General features: G+C 62.4%; 14 protein-coding genes. 7 read left to right on the top strand and 7 right to left on the bottom strand.

What is annotated here, in order from left to right:
• Nucleotides 1-63: 63 nt before the first annotated feature.
• Complete coding sequence (locus tag ACYCFC_RS05920; protein ID WP_181086920.1) at nucleotides 64-921, bottom strand: SDR family oxidoreductase; 858 nt, start codon at nucleotides 919-921, stop codon at nucleotides 64-66.
• A 136-nt stretch (nucleotides 922-1,057) separates the two neighbouring features.
• Nucleotides 1,058-2,074 carry a zinc-dependent alcohol dehydrogenase family protein gene (locus ACYCFC_RS05915; RefSeq protein WP_459653419.1) on the bottom strand — a complete coding sequence of 339 codons (1,017 nt, stop codon included), beginning with the start codon at nucleotides 2,072-2,074 and terminating at the stop codon, nucleotides 1,058-1,060.
• 270 nt (nucleotides 2,075-2,344) lie between these two features.
• Between ACYCFC_RS05915 and ACYCFC_RS05910 the strand changes: the two genes are divergently transcribed.
• The 6 genes from ACYCFC_RS05910 (at nucleotide 2,345) to ACYCFC_RS05885 (ending at nucleotide 12,375) form a co-directional block, all read left to right on the top strand.
• On the top strand, nucleotides 2,345-3,262 hold the full coding sequence (locus tag ACYCFC_RS05910) for a LysR family transcriptional regulator (RefSeq protein ID WP_459653418.1): 918 nt from the start codon (nucleotides 2,345-2,347) through the stop codon (nucleotides 3,260-3,262).
• Nucleotides 3,263-3,459: 197 nt separating this feature from the next.
• Nucleotides 3,460-5,004, top strand: a complete 1,545-nt coding sequence (locus tag ACYCFC_RS05905) for a Fic family protein (RefSeq protein ID WP_459653417.1) — start codon at nucleotides 3,460-3,462, stop codon at nucleotides 5,002-5,004.
• Nucleotides 5,005-5,316: 312 nt separating this feature from the next.
• Entirely contained in the window at nucleotides 5,317-6,546 is a 1,230-nt protein-coding gene (locus ACYCFC_RS05900; protein WP_459653416.1) for an efflux RND transporter periplasmic adaptor subunit, read from the top strand.
• Between the two features lie 90 nt (nucleotides 6,547-6,636).
• A complete protein-coding gene (locus tag ACYCFC_RS05895; protein ID WP_459653415.1) occupies nucleotides 6,637-9,807 on the top strand; it encodes an efflux RND transporter permease subunit in 3,171 nt (1,056 codons plus the stop codon).
• Nucleotides 9,804-11,195, top strand: coding sequence for an efflux transporter outer membrane subunit (locus ACYCFC_RS05890; protein ID WP_459653414.1), 1,392 nt, complete (start codon nucleotides 9,804-9,806; stop codon nucleotides 11,193-11,195). Before ACYCFC_RS05895 ends, ACYCFC_RS05890 begins: the two co-directional genes overlap by 4 nt.
• A gap of 187 nt (nucleotides 11,196-11,382) precedes the next feature.
• Nucleotides 11,383-12,375: a TRAP transporter substrate-binding protein gene (locus ACYCFC_RS05885; protein ID WP_459653958.1), complete on the top strand. Its 993-nt coding sequence runs from the start codon at nucleotides 11,383-11,385 to the stop codon at nucleotides 12,373-12,375.
• A gap of 219 nt (nucleotides 12,376-12,594) precedes the next feature.
• Here the strand turns inward: ACYCFC_RS05885 and glgB are convergent, their stop codons facing one another.
• The 5 genes from glgB to pgm form a co-directional block, all read right to left on the bottom strand.
• On the bottom strand, nucleotides 12,595-14,805 hold the full coding sequence (gene glgB / locus ACYCFC_RS05880; protein ID WP_459653413.1) for a 1,4-alpha-glucan branching protein GlgB: 2,211 nt from the start codon (nucleotides 14,803-14,805) through the stop codon (nucleotides 12,595-12,597).
• Nucleotides 14,798-18,124 carry a maltose alpha-D-glucosyltransferase gene (gene treS, locus ACYCFC_RS05875; RefSeq protein WP_459653412.1) on the bottom strand — a complete coding sequence of 1,109 codons (3,327 nt, stop codon included), beginning with the start codon at nucleotides 18,122-18,124 and terminating at the stop codon, nucleotides 14,798-14,800. The genes glgB and treS overlap by 8 nt, the downstream gene beginning before the upstream one ends.
• 123 nt (nucleotides 18,125-18,247) lie before the next feature.
• On the bottom strand, nucleotides 18,248-20,266 hold the full coding sequence (locus tag ACYCFC_RS05870; RefSeq protein ID WP_459653411.1) for an alpha-1,4-glucan--maltose-1-phosphate maltosyltransferase: 2,019 nt from the start codon (nucleotides 20,264-20,266) through the stop codon (nucleotides 18,248-18,250).
• Between the two features lie 304 nt (nucleotides 20,267-20,570).
• Complete coding sequence (ihfB, locus tag ACYCFC_RS05865) at nucleotides 20,571-20,855, bottom strand: integration host factor subunit beta (RefSeq protein WP_181086929.1); 285 nt, start codon at nucleotides 20,853-20,855, stop codon at nucleotides 20,571-20,573.
• Between the two features lie 141 nt (nucleotides 20,856-20,996).
• Nucleotides 20,997-22,652 carry a phosphoglucomutase (alpha-D-glucose-1,6-bisphosphate-dependent) gene (gene pgm / locus ACYCFC_RS05860; RefSeq protein ID WP_459653410.1) on the bottom strand — a complete coding sequence of 552 codons (1,656 nt, stop codon included), beginning with the start codon at nucleotides 22,650-22,652 and terminating at the stop codon, nucleotides 20,997-20,999.
• A gap of 627 nt (nucleotides 22,653-23,279) precedes the next feature.
• Between pgm and ACYCFC_RS05855 the strand changes: the two genes are divergently transcribed.
• Nucleotides 23,280-24,254, top strand: a complete 975-nt coding sequence (locus ACYCFC_RS05855) for an IS110 family RNA-guided transposase (protein WP_459653409.1) — start codon at nucleotides 23,280-23,282, stop codon at nucleotides 24,252-24,254.
• The last annotated feature ends 17 nt before the right edge of the window (nucleotides 24,255-24,271 follow it).

Below are 24,271 nucleotides of genomic sequence, written 5' to 3'. Positions count from 1 at the left end.
AGCAATCGCTGGCGTCGAGCCGATGGCTGTCGTTGCGTTCGCAAGACAGCCGATGCCGCATGCTCAACCGTTGACCACCGTACCGCCGTTCACGTGGATCACCTGTCCGGTGACGTATGACGAATCGCTGCTGGCCAGATAGACGTAGGCCGGCGCGACCTCCTCCGGCTGTCCGGGGCGCTTGAGCGGCACGTTGGCGCCGAACTCGGCGACCTTGTCGGCATCGAAGGTGGACGGGATCAGCGGTGTCCATATCGGCCCCGGCGCCACCCCGTTCACCCGGATACCACGCTCGACCAGGCTCATCGACAAGGCACGGGTAAAGCCGACGATCGCACCCTTGGTCGACGAATAGTCGATCAGCATCGGGTTGCCCTTGTAGGCGGTCACCGAAGTCGTGTTGATGATCGAGGCGCCCTTGCCGAGGTGCGGCAATACCGCCTGGGTCATCTGGAACATGCCGAAGACGTTGGTGCGGAAGGTCTTCTCCCACTGTTGCTGGGTGACGTCCTCGAAGCGCTCCTGCGGATGCTGTTCGGCGGCGTTGTTGACCAGGATGTCGAGCTTGCCGAATCTGGCCACTGTCTCATCGACCACCTTGCGGCAGATTTCCTGATCAGCTACGTCTCCGGCGAAAGTCAGGCATTGGCGTCCCTGTTCTTCCACCACACGACGGGTTTCGTCGGCGTCTTGGTACTGGTCCAGATAGAGAATCGCCACATCAGCGCCTTCACGGGCGAACAGCACCGCTACCGAACGCCCAATGCCGCTGTCACCGCCCGTAATGATCGCTACCTTGCCCTGCAGCTTGCCAGCGGCCTTGTAATCCTCGCCGCGAAACTCCGGGCGAGGCGTCATTTCGTCTTCCTTGCCGGGCTCCGGTTGCTGTTGTGGGGGCATTGTCTGCTTCTCGTCAGCCATGCTGATTCCTCCGTCAAGGGAATAACCTGTCTGCGGAGGACTGAGCGGGTAGCTGAAAAGTTTCTATCGGGTGATGAGAGGCAGCCTTAGAGGACTGCCCCGTTTCGTCGCGAACGAAACGGGAACAGACCCAAGATCACTCGATGCGCAACGCGATGCGGCCTCGCGCCGCACCGCTTTCCAGATACTGATGCGCAGCGACGGCCTCTTCGAAGGGGAAAACCTTGTCGATCTGCGGGCCGACCAGCCGGTCGGCGGTCAGCTGGTTGATGTGCGACAGCGCCCGCTCCACTGCTTCACGGTTCTGTTCGATACCCATTTCCGGCTGGCCGGTGAAGTCGCAGAGGCAATGCAGGAAGAACTTGAAGTTCTTCTTGAACGCCGCGCACGCGGGAAACGCCGTTTCGTTGCCGCCGATGATGCCGTAGAGAATCAGCTTGCCACGCGGTGCGATCACGTCGCCCAGCAGCTTCATCTGCGACCCACCGCAGGAGTCGAGTACGATCTCCACGCCCTTGCCATCGGTGATCCTGTCGAGGCGACCGACCAGATCCTCCTCCTCGGTGGCGATGACCGTCTCGGCACCCAGGTTCAGCAGGAATTCCCGGTCCTCACTGTACGCGCAGGTTGCGATGACTCGCGCGCCAAGCGCTCTGGCCAGTTGCACCGCTGCCGGGCCGGTGCAATGCCGGGCTTCGGTGACCAGCACGTACTGGCCAGGCTCCAGTTGCGCCAGTTCCACCAGTGCGAAATAGGAAATCAGCAATGGCGTGTAATGCACGCAGGCCTCGATGGGACTGAGCATGGCGGAGTAATGCACCAGGGCGGTCTGCGGAATGCGTACGTGTTCGCCGTAGAGTGGGTAATCGTTGAGATCGTGGGCCGGAAAGCTGGCCACCCGCTCACCGATGGCGAAACCCTCGACACCTTCGCCCACGGCCTCCACCACGCCGGCCACTTCGCTTCCCAGGCCCGCTGGCAATCGCGCGTGACGCGGCGCCAGATCCTGCCGCCAGAGCACGTCGTTCCAGCTCACGCCGATCGCGGCGACCTTCACCAGCACCTCACCGGGGCCGGGTCTGGGTGTTTCCTGCTGCTCGTAGCGCAGCACCTCGGCAGGACCGAACTGATGGAAGCGGATGATGCGGGACATGGAAAGACCCCTCGATTACTACTGTGTTGAAGACTCTATCTGTCCAGTGAGCACAACTCCAGTCGCCAGGACGCATTCCGGTCAATAGTTGCCATGTCCGCCGATGATGATGGATTGCACGATAAGGCGTATGTATAGGCGCATCCCAGAGCGGCTGCGCGCTGTTTGCAAGCGGAAATGGGCATGCGTAGCACGCATCGATCTGTCTAGAATGCAGTCGCAACGTTCGAGGAAGGGCTTACCGCCCGACCGCAGCATGAAGTGAATGGCATGAATCGCAACGACCTTCGCCGTGTGGATCTCAACCTGCTGATCGTTTTCGAGACACTGATGCACGAGCGTAGTGTGACCCGTGCGGCTGAGAAGCTGTTTCTCGGGCAGCCGGCGATCAGCGCCGCGCTCGCCCGCTTGCGTACGCTGTTCGACGATCCGCTGTTCGTGCGTACCGGTCGCAGCATGGAGCCCACCGCCCGCGCCGAGGAAATCGCGCGGCTGTTGTCGCCGGCGCTGGACTCGATCTCCACCGCCGTCAGTCGTGCCTCATCCTTCAATCCTGCTACCAGCACCCAGGTCTTCCGAATCGGTCTGACCGACGAAGTCGAATTCGCCCTGCTACCACCGCTGTTGCGTCGCATACGAGCCGAAGCGCCAGGGGTGGTGATGGTGGTGCGTCGCGCCAACTACCTGCTAATGCCGGGGCTGCTGACATCCGGAGAAATCTCGGTGGGCGTCTGCTACACCGAAGAGCTGCCAGCCAATGCCAAACGCAAGGTATTGCGCCGCCCGAAGCCGATGCTGCTGCGCGCCGACGCCATCCCGGGGCGCATCAGCATGGAAGATTACTGCTCGCGTCCGCATGCCATGGTGTCCTTCGCCGGCGACCTCAATGGCTATATCGATGAGGAGCTGGCACTGCATGGCTGCAAGCGTCGAGTGGTACTCGCCGTACCACAGTTCAACGGCCTGGCCAGCCTGCTGGCGGGCACCGATCTGGTGGCCACCGTCCCGGATTACGCCGCCGCAGCCCTGGCGGCCAACGGCGGCGTGCGTGCCGAACCACTGCCGTTCGAGACCAGCCAGGATTTCGAACTGTCCATGGCCTGGCGCGGCGCCCAGGACAACGACCCCGCCGAGCGCTGGCTACGCTCGCGCATCCAGATGTTCGTGGGTGATCCGGATAGTCTCTGAATACGGTAGGCCCAACGTTGACATTGGTTTTAGGGGCAAGGCCGCCGGAGGCCCAGCCTTTATCTTTTTCGCCGAGAACAGCTGATTTTTTGTCAAATTTGCATGAATGTTAGCGTTCTAGCACTTATCGAATTATTGTTTTCGCGCACGTCCCTCTGTTGGTTATTATTTTTTGGCTCTTGTTAGGGAATTCGACAATGCAAGTAGGTTTCAAGGCACTCGCCGATCGCTACGGTATCGCGCTTGCACAATCCCTGCGCGTCGAGTCGGTGATCGGCACGAGACGAATGAGCTGCGAGAGCAACGGACATGTCGAGAACAAGTATCCCGCCAGCTATCAGCCGGCGGACGACTTTGCGGGGCATTTCGAGTTTGGGCTCAAGTACGAAGAGATCCACCTCGAGTTTTTCGCCCGGCTGTTTGCGGTTGTCGGCCCGGAGCCGATCGAAGCCTGGTGCCGGAAAGCGCCTTTTGGACAATATGCCCGTCGCACCGGATTCCTCTACGAGTGGCTGACCGGGCAGCACCTTGATGTGCCCGATGTCACCAATGGCGGCTATGTCGATGCCATTTCATCACGGCAATACCTGACTCGTGTCGAGCCACTGCGGATACGGCGATGGCGCATCAACGATAATCTACCCGGCGTGCCGGCGTTCTGCCCCCTGGTCCGCCGTACCGGGACCGTACAGCAAGCGCTGCAATTCGACCTGCATGCGGCTCTGCGTGAGCTGAACCAGACCTTTGGCGCCGATATCCTGATGCGCACGGCCAGTTGGCTGACGCTCAAGGAATCGCGTGCAAGCTTTCTCATCGAGAAAGAGGCGGACAAGGCCGACAGGATCCAGCGGTTTGCCCATGTGATCGCCAAGTACTGCGGCCATATCGAAGATCCGTTGAGCAACGACAGTCTGCACACGCTGCAAGCCGGTATTCTGGGGCATGAGGCCTTCGGACTGGGTCTGCGGCGCTCGCCGGTCTTCGTCGGACAGGCGACCATGCGCGAGGACATCGTGCACTACATTGCGCCGCCATCCGAGGTGCTACCGCAACTGCTGGATGGCCTGAAAGCATTCGAGCGGGCAACACGGGGCGCCGAGCCGCTGGCTCGGGCAGCAGCACTCGCCTTTGCCTTTGTGTATATCCACCCCATGCGGGACGGCAATGGCCGGATCCATCGCTTCCTGATCAATGACACCCTGATCCGCGACAAGGCAGTGCCTGATGGCGTGATCCTGCCGGTATCGGCCACCATCACGAGTTCCATCGATTTCCGGGCGCGCTACGACCGTACGCTGGAGGTTTTTTCGCGGCCCTTCATGCAACGTTACGCAGCGTCCTATCGGTTTGGCGAACTCGTCGTCTACGAGGATGGCACCCCGAGCAACCTGGCCTTCGATGACTACGACGACGCGCAATTCGCATGGCGCTATCCCGATCTGACCGAACACGTCCTGTACACGGCACAGGTCGTGGCGCATACGGTCCGTACCGAGATGGCCGATGAGGCCCGTGTGCTGATCATTTTCCAACGCGCCCAGGAGCGACTCAAAGAAGTGCTGGAAATGCCGGACCAGGACGCGAACCGCATCATTCGCTCTCTCAAGGAAAACGGCTGGCAGGTATCCGCCAAGTTGAAGAAAGCGTATCCGCAATTGGACGACGCTCAGCGGGCGGAACGCGTCGTGGAAGCCGTGCGCTGCGCCTTCGAAGAACGAGAGATGGGGACCCGCGAAGAGTGATCTTCGACCTTTACACCTCTGCCTTCTACACAAATTCATGTCCTGACCGAACGGTATGACAGTGGGTTGAGCCGCCTCACGGCGAAATCCGACGGGACAGCGCGCGCGTTGGGCTTCGCTACGCCCGACATCGGCGGTCCCACTCAGCCTGCGATGGCCACAGATCATCGGCGAATGGCCTCGCGTGCACCTGATGCCGAACGCCAAACCATCATCGCCGATGATATTCACCTTTGCCTCGTTCGATTTCTGCTGCACCGCCCGACCGCGCAGACTCCCGCTCATCGATAAATCCGAGTTGTGGAGTCAAGCATGGAATCTTCCCTCAACGCCTTGCGTTTCCCTCTGGTCGCGCTGGTCATGGTCGTCGCCGCCGGGTGCGGCAAGGCGCCCGAGGCCACGCAGTCGGCAGCCGCGCCGCCGGCTGTCAGCGTCGCCCAGGTCATCAAGCATCAGGTCACCGAATGGGACGAACTCACCGGGCGTCTGGAGGCGCCGGAGTCGGTGGAAATCCGCCCGCGCGTCTCCGGCTTCATCCACAAGGTGGCGTTCGAGGAAGGCGCCCTGGTGAAGAAAGGCGACCTCTTGTTCCAGATCGACCCGCGTCCCTTCGAGGCGCAGGTCAAGCGGCTGGAAGCCGAGCTGCAGCAGGCCCGCGCGATTCAGCAGCGTACGGCCAGCGAGGCCCAGCGGGGCGAGCGGCTGCGCGCCAACAACGCGATTTCCGCCGAACTGGCCGACGCACGGGTCAGTGCCGCCAGCGAGGCGAAATCCGCGGCGGCGGCGATCCAGGCACAGCTGGAGGCAGCAAGGCTCGATCTCGACTTCACCCGCGTCAGCGCACCCATCGATGGCCGCGTGGGACGTGCGCTGATCACCGCCGGCAACCTGGTCAACGCCGGTGAGGCGCTGCTGACCACGCTGGTCTCCACCGACCGGGTCTACGCCTACTTCGAGGCTGACGAGCGCACCTACCTCAAGTACCGCGAGTTGGCCCGCGAGGGCGCGCGCGGCGAGACGACGCCGGTGTACCTCGGCCTGTCCAGCGAGGACGGCCATCCGCACCTGGGCCGCATGGACTTCGTCGACAACCAGGTCGATCCGCGCACCGGCACCATCCGTGGGCGGGCGGTGTTCGACAACCGCGACGGCCGCTTCACCCCAGGGCTCTACGCGCGGCTCAGGCTGGTCGGCAGTGCCACCTACGACGCGGTGCTGATCAAGGACGTGGCCGTGGGCACCGACCTGGGCAAGAAGTTCGTGCTGGTGCTCGGGGAGGACGGCAAGGTCGATTACCGCTCGGTCGAACTGGGACCGAAACTCGAAGGCCTGCGCATCGTCCGCAACGGCCTGGGTGAAGGCGAAACCATTGTCGTCAACGGCTTGCAGCGCATCCGCCCGGGCAATGCGGTCGAGCCGCAGAGCGTGCCGATGGCCGACGCCGATACCCTCGCCGCCCTGCAGGAACAACACCGCGCCATCAGTGCCGCGCTCAAGCCGCAGGTGGTGGATCGCAGCATGCCGCAGCCGCCCAGCACCTGAGCCCGGCGCTGCGCCAGCAGTCGCGCCGCACCACACAACAACAGATTCCGCCAGGGTGCGTGTTGCGCACCCTCTCCCCCGGAGTGCGTCATGAATTTCTCGCAATTCTTCGTCAAGCGGCCGATTTTCGCCGCCGTGCTGTCGCTGGTGATCCTCATCGGCGGCGCCATCTCGCTGTTCCAGCTGCCGATCAGCGAATACCCGGAAGTCGTCCCGCCCACCGTGGTGGTGCGTGCCGAATTCCCCGGCGCCAACCCCAAGGTGATCGGCGAAACCGTCGCCTCGCCGCTGGAGCAGGCCATCACCGGTGTCGAGGGCATGCTCTACATGTCGTCCCAGGCCACCGCCGACGGCAAGCTGACGCTGACCATCACCTTCGCCCTCGGCACCGACCTGGACAACGCTCAGGTGCAGGTGCAGAACCGCGTGACCCGCACCATGCCGAAGCTGCCCACCGAGGTGCAGCGCATCGGGGTTACGGTGGACAAGGCCTCGCCGGACCTGACCATGGTGGTGCACCTGACCTCGCCGGACAAACGCTACGACATGCTCTACCTGTCCAACTACGCCGCGCTCAACGTCAAGGACGAGCTGGCACGGCTCGATGGCGTGGGCGACGTGCAACTGTTCGGCATGGGCGACTACTCGCTGCGCGTCTGGCTCGACCCGAACAAGGTCGCCTCGCGCAACCTCACCGCCAGCGACGTGGTCAACGCCATCCGCGAGCAGAACCGCCAGGTCGCCGCCGGTGCCCTGGGCGCGCCGCCCGCGCCGGGCGCCACCGATTTCCAGCTGTCAATCAACACCCAGGGGCGGCTGGTCGACGAGGAAGAGTTCGAGAACATCGTGGTGCGCGCCGCCGCGGACGGCGAGATCACCCGCCTGAAGGACATCGCCCGCATCGAGCTGGGCTCCAGCCAGTACGCCCTGCGCTCCTTGCTCAACAACCAGCCGGCGGTCGCCCTGCCGATCTTCCAGCGCCCGGGCTCGAACGCCATCGCCATCTCCGACCTGGTGCGCGAGCGCATGGCCGAGCTGAAGCAGGAATTCCCCCAGGGCGTGGACTACGAGATCGTCTACGACCCGACCATCTTCGTCCGCGGCTCCATCGAGGCGGTGGTGCACACCCTGCTCGAAGCCATCGTACTGGTGGTGCTGGTGGTGATCCTGTTCCTGCAGACCTGGCGCGCCTCGATCATCCCGCTGGCGGCGGTGCCGGTGTCGCTGATCGGCACCTTCGCGGTGATGCACCTGCTGGGTTTCTCGCTCAACGCGCTGTCGCTGTTCGGCCTGGTGCTGGCCATCGGCATCGTGGTGGACGACGCCATCGTCGTGGTGGAGAACGTCGAGCGCAACATCGGCCTCGGCAAGTCGCCGGTGGAGGCCACCCGCCAGGCGATGAAGGAGGTCACCGGGCCGATCGTCGCCACCGCCCTGGTGCTCTGCGCGGTGTTCATTCCCACCGCATTCATTTCCGGCCTCACCGGGCAGTTCTACCAGCAGTTCGCGCTGACCATCGCCATCTCCACGGTGATCTCGGCGTTCAACTCGCTGACCCTGTCGCCGGCGCTGGCGGCCACACTGCTCAAGGCCCACGATGCGCCGAAGGACGGCTTTTCGCGCCTGCTCGACCGGCTGCTCGGCGGCTGGCTGTTCCGCCCGTTCAACCGCGTCTTCGACCGCGCCAGCCACGGTTACGTCGGCGTGGTGCGGCGCATCCTGCGCGCCAGCGGCATCGCCCTGGTGGTCTACGTGGGCCTGGTCGGCCTCAGCTACCTGGGTTTCGCCAGTACCCCGACCGGCTTCGTCCCGCCGCAGGACAAGCAGTACCTGGTCGCCTTCGCCCAGTTGCCGGACGCCGCCACCCTCGACCGCACCGAGGCGGTGATCCAGCGCATGTCGGAAATCGCCGGCAAGCACCCGGGCGTGGAGAACACCGTGGCCTTCCCCGGCCTGTCGATCAACGGCTTCACCAACAGCCCGAACAGCGGCATCGTCTTCACCCCGCTCAAGCCCTTCGACGAACGCAAGGACCCGGCGCTCTCGGCCAATGCCATCGCCGCCGACCTCAATGGCCAGTTCGCGCAGATCCAGGACGCCTTCATCGCCATCTTCCCGCCACCGCCCGTGCAGGGCCTGGGCACCATCGGCGGCTTCCGCGTGCAGGTGCAGGATCGCGGCAACCTCGGCTACGAGGCGCTCTACAGCGAGGTGCAGAACATCATCGCCAAGAGCGCGGACTATCCGGAACTGGCCGGGCTGTTCACCAGCTACCAGGTCAACGTGCCGCAGGTGGACGCCGACATCGACCGCGAGAAGGCCAAGACCCACGGCGTGGCCATCGACCAGATCTTCGACACCATGCAGGTCTACCTCGGCTCGCTGTACGCCAACGACTTCAACCGCTTCGGCCGTACCTACCAGGTCAACGTCCAGGCCGACCAGAAGTTCCGCCTGGCGCCCGAGCAGATCGGCCAGTTGAAGGTGCGCAACGACCGCGGCGAGATGGTCCCGCTGTCGACCTTCGTCAAGGTCAGCGACAGCGCTGGCCCGGATCGGGTGATGCACTACAACGGCTTCCTCACCGCCGAGATCAACGGCGCCGCCGCACCGGGCTACAGCTCCGGCCAGGCCGAGGCGGCCATGGAGCGCCTGCTGCGGGCCGAGCTGCCCAACGGCATGAGCTTCGAGTGGACCGAGCTGACCTACCAGCAGATCCTCGCCGGCAATACCGCGATATTCGTCTTCCCGCTCTGCGTGCTGCTGGCCTTCCTGGTGCTGGCCGCCCAGTACGAGAGCTGGAGCCTGCCGCTGGCGGTGATCCTGATCGTGCCGATGACGCTGCTTTGCGCGATCGCCGGGGTGATCCTGGCCGGCAGCGACAACAACGTCTTCACCCAGATCGGCCTGATCGTGCTGGTGGGCCTGGCGTGCAAGAACGCCATCCTGCTGGTGGAGTTCGCCAAGGACAAACAGGAGGAAGGCATGGACCGCCTCGCCGCGGTGCTGGAAGCCTGCCGCCTGCGCCTGCGGCCGATCCTGATGACCAGCTTCGCCTTCATCATGGGCGTGGTGCCGCTGGTGCTGTCCAGCGGCGCCGGCGCCGAGATGCGCCACGCCATGGGCGTCGCGGTGTTTTCCGGGATGCTCGGGGTGACCTTCTTCGGGCTGCTGCTGACCCCGGTGTTCTATCTGGTGATCCGCGCCTTCGTCGAGAAACGCGCGGCGCGCAAGGCGGTATTCGAGGAGGCCCGCGCATGAAGTTCTTCGCCCTTTCCCTGCTCGCCCTGGCCATGGCCGGCTGCGCCGTCGGCCCGGACTACCGAGCGCCACAGCCCGAGCCCGCGCGCATCGCCCATGCCGAGGACAGCGACTACGACCGCTCACGCTTCGAATCCGCCTGGTGGCATCAGTTCGAGGACCCGACGCTGGACGCTCTGGTCGTACAGGCCCTGGCCGAGAACCGCGAACTGCGCATCGCCTATTCGCGTCTGCGCGCGGCGCGAGCGATCCGCGACGACGACGCCAACGATCGCTTCCCCACGGTCACCGCTGGCGCCAGCGCCGATATCGGCAAGGCACAGCAGCCCGGCGTCAGCGAGCGGCGGGTCAATGCCGAACGCTACGACCTGGGCCTGGACATGGCCTGGGAGCTGGACCTGTTCGGCCGCATCCAGCGCCGCCTGGAGGCCAGCGACGCCCAGGCCGAGGCCGCCGAAGCCGAGCTTTACCAATTGCAGGTCAGCCTGATCGCCGAGCTGGTCGACGCCTACGGGCAACTGCGCGGCGCCCAGCTGCGCGAGCGCATCGCCCGCGACAACCTGGCGAACCAGCGCGATTCCCACGAACTGACCGAGCAGTTGCGCGATGCCGGCATGGGCAGCGAGCTGGACGTGCTGCGTGCCGACGCGCGCCTGGCCGCCACCGAGGCCAGTCTGCCGCAACTGCAGGCGCAGCAGGCCCGTGCGCGCAACCGCATCGCCACTTTGCTCGGCCAGCGCGCCGACCGCCTCGCCGTGGACCTGTCGCCGCGCGAACTGCCGGCGATCGCCAAGGCCCTGCCGATCGGCGATCCCGGGGAACTGCTACGTCGCCGACCGGACATCCGTATCGCCGAACGCCAGTTGGCCGCGGCGACCGCGAATGTCGGCGTGGCGACGGCCGACCTGTTCCCGAGGGTGAGCCTGTCCGGCTTCCTCGGTTTCATCGCCGGGCGCGGTTCGCAGATCGGCTCCAGTGCGGCCGAGGCCTGGGGCGTGGCGCCGAGCATCAGTTGGGCGGCGTTCGACCTGGGCAGCGTGCGCGCCCGCCTGCGCGGTGCCGAAGCCGACGCCGACGGCGCGCTGGCGAGCTATGAGCAGCAGGTGCTGCTGGCGCTGGAAGAGTCGGAGAACGCCTTCAGCGATTACGCCCGCGCCCAGGAACGCCTGCTGTCGCTGCTGCGCCAGTCCACGGCCAGCCGCGCGGCGGCGCAACAGGCGGAAATCCGCTACCGCGAAGGCACGGTGGATTTTCTCGTGCTGCTGGACGCCGAGCGCGAGCGGCTGGCCGCCGAGGATGCCCAGGCGCAGGCGGAAGTGGAGGTCTATCGTGGGGTCGTCGCGCTCTACAAGACACTGGGCGGAGGTTGGCAGCCGGGCAGCAGCTGAGCGGCTTTACGATGGGGCATTGCGGCTCAAAATGTGATCTGTTCCCGGTCCCAACGGTCAGGATGGCGGTTTTGCAAGAAAGCGCTTTTGGTGATGCTGTTAATTTGGCATAACGCTTCGTTGACGTGCAGTCGAAACCCGGCTGCCGCATGTACTGCCATCCCAACAAAGAGAAGTGCCGTTCATGATCAAGCCGATTGTCACTCTCGCCGGCCTGGTGTTCGCCATGGTCGGCGCAGCTGCCCAGGCCGACCCCATCGTCATCAAGTTCGCTCACGTCGTCGCCGAAGAGACCCCGAAAGGCAAAGGCGCCCTGCTCTTCAAACGCCTGGTCGAGGAACGCCTGCCGGGGCAGGTGCGCGTCGAGGTCTATCCCAACTCCACCCTTTATGGTGACGCCAACGAGCTGGAGGCCCTGAGCAACAACGACGTTCAGTTGCTGGCACCTTCGCTGGCCAAGTTCGAGCGATACACCAAGCAGCTGCAGGTCTTCGACCTGCCGTTTCTGTTCGATGACCTGGAGGCTGTCAATCGCTTCCAGAAGCGTTCCAAAGGGCGGCAACTGCTGCGCTCGATGGAAAAGGAAAACATCACGGGCCTGGCCTACTGGCACAACGGCATGAAACAGCTGTCCGCCACCCGTGCCATGCACTTGCCGAGCGATGCATCAGGGCTGAGCTTTCGCATTCAGCCGTCTGCAGTACTGGAATCCCAATTCACCCAAGTAGGTGCATCGACCAAAAAAATCGCCTTCGGCGAGGTTTACAGCGCACTGCAGAGCGGCACTGTCCAGGGCGCGGAAAACCCCTGGTCGAACATCTACAGCCAGAAGATGCACAGCGTGCAGCCTTACATCACCGAAACCAACCACGGCGTGCTGGACTACATGCTGGTGAGCAACACACGCTTCTGGTTCGGCATTCCCCATCAGATTCGCACCGAGCTTGAAGGCATCATCGATGAAGTGACCTACGAGGTGAACCGCGCAGCCGAAGACGCGAACCAGACCGACCGCACGCGCATCATCAATGCCGGCACCTCGGAAATCATCGAGCTGAGCCCGGAACAACGCGAAGCCTGGCGCGAGGCGATGCGCCCGGTCTGGCAGCAGTTCGAATCAGTCATCGGCGAAGACATCATCAAGGCGGCGCAAGCCGTCAATCGCAAACAGCGCAACTGAGCGTAGGTCGGATTAGCCAAAGGCGTAATCCGACAGGGCGAGGCGTAAGCCAGCGAACAACCTCAGCCCCGCCCGTCGGGTCGATAAAGCGTGGCCCGACCTACGAAACCCCTGCCATTTGTAGGTCGGATTAGCCGAAGGCGTAATCCGACGATACGTAGCGTAACCCAACGAGCAACCTCAGCCCCTGCCTGTCGGATCGATAAAGCGTGGCCCGACCTACGGTCGCAAGATCACAACCCCCAGCGGCGGCAGGGTCAGTGACAGGGACAAAGGCTGCCCATGCCGCTCAACCTGCTCGGCCAGAATGCCCCCACCATTGCCGGTATTGGAACCTCCATAGCAGGCCGCATCGCTATTGAAGATTTCCGTCCAGCGCTCGCCTTCCGGCACGCCGATGCGATAGTTCTCGCGCACCACCGGTGTAAAATTGGCCACCACCAGCAACGGATAGCCGCTGGTGCTCTTGCGCAGCCAGGCGAAGGTGCTGTTGCTGCGGTCATCGCCGATCAGCCACTGGAAACCGGCAGGGTCGCTGTCCAGTTCATGCAGCGCCGGCTCCTCACGGTACAGGCGATTGAGATCACGCACCAGGTCCTGCGCGCCCTTGTGGTCGGCTTCGCCCAGCAGATACCAGTCCAGTTCACGGTCATGATGCCACTCGCGCCACTGGCCGAACTCGGAGCCCATGAACAGCAGCTTTTTGCCGGGATGGGTCCACATGAACGAGAGATAGGCGCGCAGGTTGGCGAATTTCTGCCAGCGGTCACCCGGCATCTTGCCGATCAGCGAACCTTTGCCATGCACCACTTCGTCATGGGAAATCGGCAGCACGAAGTGTTCCGAATAGGCGTAGACCATGCTGAAGGTCATCTTGTCGTGGTGATAGCTGCGATGGATAGAGTCTTCCTGGATGTATTTGAGGCTGTCGTGCATCCAGCCCATGTTCCATTTGTAGGCAAAGCCCAGACCGCCCTCCGCGACCGGCTTGCTCACGCCGGGAAAGGCCGTGGACTCTTCGGCGATGATCAGTGCGCCCTGCGCTTCATGCGCGACCACCTCGTTGAGGTGCTGCAGAAACTCGATGGCCTCCAGGTTTTCGCGCCCGCCGTGGCGATTGGGAATCCACTCGCCTTCCTGCCGGGAATAATCGCGATAAAGCATCGAGGCTACGGCATCCACGCGCAGACCATCGACGTGGAATTCGCGCAACCAATGCAGCGCCGAAGCCAGCATGAAGCCATGTACCTCGGTGCGACCGAGGTTGTAGATGTAAGTGTCCCAGTCCTGATGGAAACCCTCGAACGGATGCGCGTACTCATACAGCGCCGTGCCGTCGAACATGCCCAGGCCATGGGCATCGGTGGGGAAATGCGCCGGCACCCAGTCGAGAATCACGCCGACGCCAGCAGCGTGACAGGCATCGACGAAGGCGGCGAAGTCATGAGGCGAACCGTAACGCGCACTCGGGGCGAACTGCGAGAGCAACTGGTAACCCCAGGAGCCGCCGAAGGGATGCTCCATGATCGGCATCAATTCGATATGGGTAAAACCCATCTCCACCACATAGGGAATCAACCGTTCCGCCAGTTCGTGCCAGTTGTACGAGCGTCCGCCCTCACCGCCTTCGCGCTGCCATGAGCCGGCATGCACCTCGTAGATCGACATCGGGGCGTTGAGCGACTGACGGGCCGCCCGGTCCTGCAACCAGAATTCATCCTTCCACTCGTAATCCAGCGGTCGGGCAATAACCGAAGCGGTCCCAGGTGGATGCTCGGTAGCCAATGCCATGGGATCGGCCTTCAGCGGCAGAATGCCGTGCGGCCCGAGAATCTCGTATTTGTAGACGTCGCCCGGATGCAGTCGGGGAATGAAGATTTCCCATACGCCCGCCGGAAAACGCAGCCGCATCGGGTGCCGCCGCCCATCCCAGTCGTTGAAACTGCCCACCACCGAAACACGCCTGGCATTGGGCGCCCAGACGGCGAAGCGCACGCCCTGTACCCCGTCGACCTCCATAAGCTGCGCGCCAAATACACGGCCCAGTTCACGGTGGTTGCCTTCGGCGAACAGGTAGAGATCCATTTCGCCCAGTTGCGGGCCGAAGCTGTAGGGATCTTCGGTGATCTGCTCTCCGCCGGCCCAGCGAATATTCAACAGATACGGCTGCGGGTGGGTCAGGCGCGTGAAGAACAACCCCGGAACCTGCCCCTGCTCCATGGCCGTCAGCGTACGACCGCTGGCACGCTCCATTACCTCGACGCTCAGCGCATTGGGCAGATAAGCACGAACCACCAGACCGTCGCCGTCGGGATGGGGGCCGAGAATCGAGAACGGATCACCATGCTCGGCGCGAACCAGCGCATCGACATCAGCGTCGCTGGGCAAAAGGTGTTCGCCGTGCAAGGTCACCGCAGGCCGATCATTCATTGAAACCTCCGCTGGATAACTGTTGCGCCATCTCCCACAACCCCCTCAAAGGGACCGGGAGCCAGGCGGGTCGATTCTCTGCTTCGTAGAGGATTTCGTATGCGGTTTTCTCGAAGCTGAACAGGTTCAGAGCCGCCTCGGCACCGTTGACGTCATGCCAGGCATGAGGCATTCCGGCGACAGCCTGTCGATAGGCATCCATGAACGTTGAACGTGCACTGTGCCGATAGTTTTCGGCAATGCGATGACGGGCATCTTCGGCTTCGGCGGACGTGTCGCTGCCCTGGGCGTTACGCCGGATCATGGACGCGGCGTACTCAAAGGAACGCAGCACACCGGCCACATCCTTCAGCGGGGAAAGCTTGGCGCGGCGCTCTTCCAGCGACCGCGCAGGCTCGCCTTCGAAGTCGATGAAGTAGGCATCGCCCTGCACCACCAGCACCTGCCCGAGATGCAAATCGCCATGCACCCTTGTGCGCAGGCCGCCAATGGTGCTGTTCGCGAGCCGGTCCACTTCATCGAGCAGCCTGCCGCGCAAGCCAAGCAGATGCTCCACTTCGGCTGCAGCCTTCCTGTTCAGGCCGTCACGCTGCGCGGCAAGCACATCCAGCGCATGCTCGAGCTGCTCGCGAATACTCGCTGCCCATTTTTCACTGTCGGCTTGCGAAGTGGTTTCGTAGGCGAAATCCGGATTGTCCGTTTCAGCAGCCAGGGTCATATGCAGCTCGCCAAGTCGCTGGCCCAGCAGACGGTTGAAGTGTTCCAGCTCTTCCAGAGCGCTGTACTGGTTTTCCACCAGCGAGACGCCACCTGCCAGCTCGTCGCGCACCGCACGGTCCAGGGTGGTCAGCGTCCATTCCCAGGCATCGCCCTGGTTGTCGAGGAAACGCTGCACCACCATCAGCGCGTGCGGCTCGCCCTTCTTGTTGACGCGGCTGACCTGGCCGAGCATCGCGGAAATATGGGTGAAGCCCTGCTCGGTCAGAAAACGGCCCATTTCCAGCTCCGGATGCACGCCGGACGAAACGCGGCGCAGCATTTTGATCATCATCTCGTTGCCGATGATCGCCGAACTGTTGGATTGCTCCGCCGAGGAATAGCGCACCTCGACACCGTCGGGCAGTTCGATTTCAGCCAGTTGCGGCAACGGCTCGAAACGTATCTGGCCTTCGCCACAGCTCAGCACCTGTTCGTCACGCAAGCCCTGGATCACACCCAGCACGAACTGCTCCAGAGTGAAGGCATCGGTCAACAATCCCACCTGCGGGCCACGTCGCACCCTCGCGATGGCCAGTTGCTGGGGCAGCGCAGTACCGAAATCGGCCTCGGCGAGGAAACCCAGTGGCAATTGGTAGAGATCGGTATGCCCGCCTGACTCCACCGCAATTTCGCTGAACAGCACCGGTCGTTGCGGATCACCGAACGGCACGCCGTAGCAGATCCTGATCGAATCGATCGGTGCCCCCTTGCTGGCGAACCAGCGCCGCTTGGGCAGGTAGGCCGGCAAGGAGTCATGCTCCAGGGTACGTTTGCAGGCGCTGTTCAGCGTGTCCAGGCGCTTGAACACCAACGTCTGGAAGTCCGGCATGACATCCACCGGTTCCTGGTGCCAGATCGGCATCTGATGCGTGGACGCCAACTGGAACCAGTAGAACCCGTAAGGCGGCAACGTCAGCAGATAGGACAGCTGGCCGATGGGCGGAAAGGCGCTGCCACCGACCATCTCCACCGGCACCATGCCGGCGTACTGCGAAAGCTCCAGCTCCGCCGCCTGGGCCGAACGGGAGACGTTGGCCACGCAGAAGATGACTTCGGTTTCGCCATTGGCGCCAGTGAATTCGCGCAGATACGCCAGGATTCGCCGGTTGCTCGGCGCCAGCATTTTCAAGGTGCCGCGACCGAAGGCCTTGAACTGCTTGCGAATGGCGAGCAGGCGCCGGGTCCAGTTGAGCAGCGAATGAGGATCGCGCTGCTGCGCCTCGACGTTGACCGCCTGATAGCCGTACAGCGGGTCCATGATCGGCGGCAGCACCAGGCTTGGCGGGTCGGCGCGGGAGAAACCGCCGTTACGATCCGGCGACCACTGCATCGGCGTACGGACGCCATCGCGGTCGCCAAGAAAGATGTTGTCGCCCATGCCGATCTCGTCGCCGTAATAGATCACCGGCGTGCCGGGCATCGACAGCAGCAGGCTATTGAGCAGCTCGATGCGCCGGCGATCACGCTCCAGCAGCGGCGCCAGACGGCGGCGAATGCCAAGATTGATACGCGCGCGCTTGTCCGAGGCGTAATAGTTCCAGAGGTAGTCGCGCTCCTTGTCGGTCACCATTTCCAGCGTCAGCTCGTCGTGGTTGCGCAGGAAGATCGCCCACTGGCAGTTGGCCGGAATATCCGGCGTCTGACGCAAGATATCGGTGATCGGGAAGCGATCCTCCTGCGCCAGCGCCATGTACATGCGCGGCATCAGCGGGAAATGGAACGCCATATGGCATTCGTCGCCTGGGCCGCCATCCTCGCCACCGAAGTAGAGCTGGGTGTCTTCCGGCCATTGATTGGCCTCGGCCAGCAGCATGCGATCGGGGTAGTTGGCCTCGATCTCGGCGCGAATCTGCTTGAGCACCACATGGGTCTCGGGCAGGTTCTCGTTGTTGGTGCCATCGCGCTCGACCAGGTAGGGAATGGCATCCAGGCGCAGACCATCGATGCCCAGATCCAGCCAGTAGCGCATCACGCTGAGCACCGCCTTCATCACCTGTGGGTTGTCGAAGTTCAGGTCCGGCTGGTGCGAATAGAAGCGGTGCCAGAAGAACTGTTCGGCCACCGGGTCCCAGGTCCAGTTGGAAGTTTCCGTATCGAGGAAGATGATCCGTGTGCCCTGGTATTTGTCGTCGGTGTCCGACCAGACGTAGAAATTGCGCGCCGCCGAGCCTTTCTTCGCCTTGCACGCACGCTGGAACCAGGGATGCTGGTCCGAGGTGTGGTTGATGACCAGCTCGGTGATGACCCGCAAGCCACGCTTGTGGGCTTCGGCGATGAAGCGCTTGGCATCGGCCATGTTGCCGTAATCGGGATGCACGCCGCGATACTCGGCAATATCGTAGCCGTCATCACGGCGCGGCGAGGGGTAGAACGGCAACAGCCAGATGGTGTTGACGCCCAGGTCGGCGATGTAGTCGAGCTTTTCGATCAGGCCGGCGAAATCACCGACGCCGTCGTTGTTGGAATCGAAAAAGGATTTCAGGTGAACCTGATAGATCACCGCATCCTTGTACCAGAGCGGGTCTTTGATAAAGGCGGCAGGCTTGCGCGCTTTGGCCATGTTCTTCGTTTCCTTTCAGTGCTCCGGCGCCGGTAATCCGAACGGCAGAACCAATCTATAAAAAGGATTTAGTTTTAATTACAAGTCACTGATTCAAAACGGTTAAGTAAATTATTCTAGAATTCACTTTAAGCCTGGATCTGGAGCAACCATGCTGAATCGCCAAATGCCGAACGGCAGTTGCCAAGGTTCGATGCGCATCCACTGGGTCTTGCCGTACCAGGTCCAGCGATGGCCATTCATCAGATCTTCACCCTGGGTGTGGGCGTCATCAGGCAGGCCCAGCTCCCAGAGCGGCAGCTCGAAATGGGCTTCCTGAGCGTTATGCGGATCGAGGCTGACGGCCACCAGCACGAAGTTCGACAGGTCCGGCGTGCGCTTGCCGAAGTAGAGAATGTTGTCGTTCCAGACCAGATAGGGCTTGAAGCCAAGATGAGTCTGCAGTGCCGGGTTTTGACGACGGATGCGGTTGAGCTGGGCGATCTCGGCGATGATGTTGCCGGGCGCGTGATAGTCGCGCACCCGGATCTGGTATTTCTCCGAGTCGAGATATTCCTCTTTGCCGGCGATGGCGGCGGCCTCGCACAGCTCGAAGCCCGAATACATGCCCCACAGACCCGAGCCCATGGTCGCCAGCGCAGCGCGAATGAGGAACCCGGCACGCCCGGATTCCTGCAGGAAAAAGGGGTTGATGTCCGGCGTATTGACGAAGAAATTCGGTCGGTAGCAATCGCGCAACGGGTGCTCGTTCAACTCGGTCAGATACTCACTGAGCTCGGCCTTGGCGTTGCGCCAGGTGAAATAGGTGTAGCTCTGGTTGAAACCGACCTTGCCCAGGCGCGCCATCATCGCCGGTCGGGTGAAGGCTTCAGACAGGAACATCACATCGGGATCACGCTCGCGTATATCGGCGATCAGCCACTCCCAGAACGGCAGCGGTTTGGTGTGCGGGTTGTCGACGCGAAAGATCTTCACGCCCTGCTCCACCCAGTGCCAGACCACATCACGCAACGCCAGCCACAGGTCGGGCATGGCGTCCTCGGCATAGAAATCGACGTTGACGATATCCTGATACTTTTTCGGCGGGTTTTCCGCATAGCGGATGGTCCCGTCCGGTCGCCAGGAGAACCAGCCGGGATGCTTCTTCAGCCAGGGATGATCCTGGGAACACTGGATGGCGAAGTCGAGTGCGATCTCCAGACCGTGTTCAGCGGCAGCTGCAACCAGTTCACGGAAATCCTCTAGCGTACCCAGCTGCGGGTGGATGGCGTCGTGACCGCCGTCTTCGCTGCCGATGGCGTAGGGGCTGCCCGGATCGTTCGGTCCAGCCTGCAGGCTGTTGTTCGGTCCCTTTCGATGCGCGCGGCCAATGGGATGGATCGGCGGAAAATAGAGCACATCGAAGCCCATGTCGCGAATCATCGGCAGGCGCTTGTGTACATCTCTAAAAGTACCGTGGCGGTTCGGATCATCGGTTTCCGAGCGGGGAAACAGCTCGTACCAACTGGCGAACTGCGCCAGTGGCCGCTCGACTTCAAGCGGGTAGATAGGGCTTGCACTGCAATGCTCACGGGGATCGGCCTCGGCCATGGCCGCCGCGGTTTCCGCGGCCAGCAGCACCGAAACGCGTTCGTCATCCAGGTGTGAGCTGTCGAGCCGATGCAGCAGATCATCGAGCATGGCGCGAATTTCACCCTGTGCCCGTTGCGCGGCACGCTCGATCAACAGACGCCCTTCGGTCAGTTCCAGTGAAACCCCAACGCCCGCCGCATGCTTCTTGGACAGTTCATAGCGGTAGGTTTCGTAGAGATCCCACCAGGCTTCAACCCGGAACTCGTGCGAAGCGACCTGGGTGGCGGTGAATTGGCCCTGCCAGATATCCCGGCCAGCATCGGCCCGCTTCAGCGGAGCGCGACGCCAGTTCTCCTCGCCCTGCTGCCGCCAGCAAATCGCAGCGGCAAGCTGATCGTGGCCATCGGCGAATACCCGGCAACTGACCACAACCGGTTGACCGATGATCGCCTTGGCCGCAAAGCGCCCCTCATCCAGCACAGGTTGTATGGCATCGATGGCAATGCGCGGCAACCGCAGAGCCTGTTCAAGTCGGGGGGCAAGGGTGGCGTGAGACGGTGCTTCGGACATCGAACGGGCTCCTGACGCGTGAAGGCTGCGATACGGCAAACCCGTCCGCTTCTGGAACGAACATCAAGCGGGCCGGATACACCGAGGAAAACCCACTGGAAGGGGTTTCACAAAGTCTGTTCTTCCGAACCAGAAGAGCCCGTAAAAGTTCAGCCGGAAACCTTGCTAACAGCTGCAGCGTGCGCGTAAAGGGAGGGTCACATCCGCAAACAAGGCCTACACCTCAGTGTGGCCCTTCACGGGCATGGCCCGTTCCTACGAAAAGCGAAGATTGCCCCGATAAGGAGCCTTGCGGCAGGTATCGTCACTCGTCCTCATTCACCCGATCCCGCAACTCCTTTCCAGGCTTGAAATGCGGAACGTATTTGCCGTCGAGTGGGACGGATTGGCCGGTCTTGGGATTGCGACCGACGCGAGGGGCGCGGTAATGGAGGGAAAAGCTGCCGAAGCCGCGAATTTCAATGCGATCACCAGTGGCCAATGCCTGAGCCATTTGCTCAAGCATGGTCTTGATTGCCAGTTCCACATCCTTGGACGAAAGCAGCCCTTGCTGGGTGACGATTCGCTCGATCAACTCCGACTTGGTCATGGTTTTCCCTTCGTTTTCAAGCGGCTAGATCATTTGGGTTGCGGTCGTTTGTAGCATGTTGTACAGAGTTTGAACAGCCCGTGAGCACTTCCTGAATCCCGACGCAGGAAGAAGACAAGCGCCGGGAATAGCCAGCGCTTCTTACGCCCTATCCACCAACGCCCTGGCTTCTTCCTGGATACGCTTGAGGTGGGATTCGCCTTCGAAGCTTTCGGCGTAGATCTTGTAGACGTCTTCGGTCCCGGACGGTCTGGCGGCGAACCAGCCGGTGGCCGTCACGACCTTGAGCCCACCGATGGCAGCGCCGTTGCCCGGTGCTTCGGTAAGGATCTGGGTGATGGGCTGGCCAGCTAGTTCCCCAGCGGTCACCTGGGAAGCGGACAGCTTGGCAAGCCTGGCTTTCTGTTCACGATCGGCGGGAGCGTCGATACGCTGGTAGACCGGCGCACCGAAACGTTCGGTCAGTGCCTGGTAGCGCTCGCCAGGATCCTTGCCGGTGACGGCTGTCATCTCCGCAGCCAGCAGGCCGAGGATGATGCCGTCCTTGTCGGTCGACCAGGCGCTACCTGACTTGCACAGGAAGGAAGCACCCGCTGATTCCTCTCCGCCAAAGCCCAGGCTGCCGTCCATCAGGCCCTCGACGAACCACTTGAAGCCCACCGGCACCTCGATCACCCGCCGCCCTATTCCGCTGGCCACACGGTCGATCATGGACGAGGACACCAGGGTTTTGCCGATGCCCGCCTCTGCGCGCCACTCGGGGCGGTGGGTAAAGAGGTATTCGATGGCCACGGCCAGGTAGTGATTGGGGTTCAGCAGCCCGGCAGAGCGCGTGACGATGCCGTGACGGTCGTGGTCGGTGTCGCAGGCGAAGGCCACGTCGAAGCGGTCCTTGTTCTCGATCACTCCGGCCATGGCGTGTGGTGAGCTGCAGTCCATGCGGATCTTGCCGTCCCAGTCCAGGCGCATGAAGCGGAAGGTCGGATCGACCACCGTGGACAGCACCTCCAGCGGCAGGCCATAGCGCTCGGCGATGCGCGTCCAGTAGTGCACGCCTGCGCCGCCAAGCGGATCGACCGCAAACTTCAGGCCCGAGCTTCGAATCGCCTCAAGATCGATCACCTGCCCCAACCCGCCGACATAGCTGTCGATGAAGTCGAAGCGCTGGGTTGTCGGCGCCCTCAACGCACGGGCATGGTCCATGCGCTCGACGCCTCGAAGCCCGGCCACCAGCAAAGCGTTGGCGCGCTCCTGAATCCATCGGGTCACGCCGGTATCAGCCGGGCCGCCGTTGGCCGGGTTGTATTTGAAGCCACCATCGGCAGGTGGATTATGCGACGGTGTGATGACGATACCATCGGCCAGACCACCGCTGCGGCCCTGGTTGTACTTGAGAATGGCATTGGAGATCGCCGGCGTCGGCGTATAGCCGGGCGCGCCGCCGGTTTCGCCACAGCCGGCATCGATGCGCGTCTCGACGCCATTGGCCGCCAGCACTTCCAGGGCCGAAACGAACGCCGGCTCGGACAACGCATGAGTATCCATGCCGACGAACAGCGGCCCATCGATGCCCTGCTCCCTGCGGTAATCGCAGATAGCCTGGGTCACCGCCAGGATATGCCATTCGTTGAAGCTGTTCTTGAGCGAAGAACCGCGATGCCCCGAAGTGCCGAAGGAGACCTGCTGCGCCGGGTCGGAAGGGTCGGGACGCTCGCTGTAGTAACGTGAAACCAGGCGCGGAATGTGGATCAGCGAGTGTTCGTCAGGCAGGCATCCTGCGTTGGAGTCGATGCTCATGGGTCATTCCCTGAGAGGATAAAAGTATCGCCTCAGATTAAGGGTTAGAGGCGGTCGACTCCATACGACCTCCGCTGAGCGCATTTATCTCATATGCCTCGACACCGGCGGACGATGTAGCCGTAGCCTGGATTAGCCGAAGGTGTAATCCGGGTTTCGAAGGCGTAACCCGACGATCAGCAGGCATAACCCCACGCGCGAGGCATCGGCTCTCGCAATGTCTGGACGTCCGCCCGCCGGGTCGGTGAAGCGTGACCCGACAACAGCGCAGAGCCCGCCTTTGTAGGTCGGGTTAGCCGAAGGCGTAACCCGACGATCAGCAGACTTAACCCCACGCGCGAGGCATCGCCTCTCGCAATGTCTGGCCGTTCATCCGTCGGGTCGGTGAAGCGTGACCCGACCTTGTATCTCGACTGCAGCCTTTCAGGAGGCGATAGTCCCCGGCTGATCATCGGGGGAGAGAGTGCAAGTAGTACCCGCCCTTAAGCTTCGAGCTTGTGACGTAGATAACGCTGCACTCCTCCGCACTCATCCAGTAAGTCCGAACGGTATCTTGAGCCACGAGCTCGCATTAGCAAGGTAGGACGGATGCAGTGACGATCTATCCGTTCACTGAGGAGGAAAACCATGGCCATAGTCGTTGGCGTCGACATCGCCAAACACACATTCGACATCGCAACCTTGCAGAGCAACGGCAAGCACCGCACCAAAGGCAAGCTGACCAATGACTCAGCAGGCTTTGAGGTGTTCCAGCAATGGCTGCTCAAGTACGCCGAGCCGCAGGCATGGGTCGTCATGGAGGCGACGGGCATCTACTACGAAGCCCTGGCCGAATGGCTGCTCGCGCGAGGTTACCGGGTGTGCGTCCTCAACCCGGCCCAAGTTGCCTATTACGCCCGCAGCCAATTGCAGCGGGTGAAGACCGACAAGGTCGACGCCAAGCTCATTGCCGATTATGGCAGCCTGCATCAGGCCAAGCTGCGTGCCTGGCAGCCTGATCCACCGTCCATTCGCCGCCTCAAGGCCTTGGTGCATCGCCTGAAGGATCTTCAGGAGCTGGAGCAGATGGAACAGAACCGCCTGGACGTGACCCGCGAGACCAAGGTCAAGGCGTCGATCGAGTCGGTTCTTGAACATTTACGCCAGCAAATCGCCGAGACGCTGGAAGCGATCAAGCAGCATTTCGACGACAACGATGACTTGCGCGGCCAGCGTGACCTGCTCACGAGCATCGACGGCATTGCTGAGCGGACGGCAGCACTTGTGCTGGCTGAACTGGGGGACATTCAACGCTTCGGCAGCAGCCGAGCGGTCACCGCTTTTGCAGGGCTCAATCCCAAGCTACAGGATTCGGAAATACTCAAAGGGCATGTGCGGATTTCCCGTATGGGGTCGGCCAGCTTGCGCGCGGGGCTCTACATGCCAGCCATTACGTCCATGAGCCGTAACCCTGCCATTCGGGCAATGGTCGAGCGGATGAAAGCCAGAGGTAAAGCCGGCAAACAGATCGTCTGCGCGGCGATGCGTAAATTGCTCTGTATCGCCTATGGCGTGTTGAAATCCGGCGAACCGTTCAACCCCGAACTCGCTATTGCGAAGTGAGGGGCAAGACGGTATCT

The sequence above is a fragment of the Stutzerimonas sp. NM35 genome (genome assembly GCF_054604355.1).
This window is presented reverse-complemented; position numbering and strand designations above follow the sequence as displayed.

What these genes read in the sequence shown, in the direction of transcription:
- ACYCFC_RS05870 (WP_459653411.1), bottom strand. Translation starts at nt 20,266, where the DNA reads ATGTCCGAAGCACCGTCTCACGCCACCCTTGCCCCCCGACTTGAACAG.
- ACYCFC_RS05910 (WP_459653418.1), top strand. Translation starts at nt 2,345, where the DNA reads ATGAATCGCAACGACCTTCGCCGTGTGGATCTCAACCTGCTGATCGTT.
- ACYCFC_RS05890 (WP_459653414.1), top strand. Translation starts at nt 9,804, where the DNA reads ATGAAGTTCTTCGCCCTTTCCCTGCTCGCCCTGGCCATGGCCGGCTGC.
- ihfB (WP_181086929.1), bottom strand. Translation starts at nt 20,855, where the DNA reads ATGACCAAGTCGGAGTTGATCGAGCGAATCGTCACCCAGCAAGGGCTG.
- pgm (WP_459653410.1), bottom strand. Translation starts at nt 22,652, where the DNA reads ATGAGCATCGACTCCAACGCAGGATGCCTGCCTGACGAACACTCGCTG.
- ACYCFC_RS05920 (WP_181086920.1), bottom strand. Translation starts at nt 921, where the DNA reads ATGGCTGACGAGAAGCAGACAATGCCCCCACAACAGCAACCGGAGCCC.
- glgB (WP_459653413.1), bottom strand. Translation starts at nt 14,805, where the DNA reads ATGAATGATCGGCCTGCGGTGACCTTGCACGGCGAACACCTTTTGCCC.
- ACYCFC_RS05905 (WP_459653417.1), top strand. Translation starts at nt 3,460, where the DNA reads ATGCAAGTAGGTTTCAAGGCACTCGCCGATCGCTACGGTATCGCGCTT.
- ACYCFC_RS05915 (WP_459653419.1), bottom strand. Translation starts at nt 2,074, where the DNA reads ATGTCCCGCATCATCCGCTTCCATCAGTTCGGTCCTGCCGAGGTGCTG.
- treS (WP_459653412.1), bottom strand. Translation starts at nt 18,124, where the DNA reads ATGGCCAAAGCGCGCAAGCCTGCCGCCTTTATCAAAGACCCGCTCTGG.
- ACYCFC_RS05900 (WP_459653416.1), top strand. Translation starts at nt 5,317, where the DNA reads ATGGAATCTTCCCTCAACGCCTTGCGTTTCCCTCTGGTCGCGCTGGTC.
- ACYCFC_RS05895 (WP_459653415.1), top strand. Translation starts at nt 6,637, where the DNA reads ATGAATTTCTCGCAATTCTTCGTCAAGCGGCCGATTTTCGCCGCCGTG.
- ACYCFC_RS05855 (WP_459653409.1), top strand. Translation starts at nt 23,280, where the DNA reads ATGGCCATAGTCGTTGGCGTCGACATCGCCAAACACACATTCGACATC.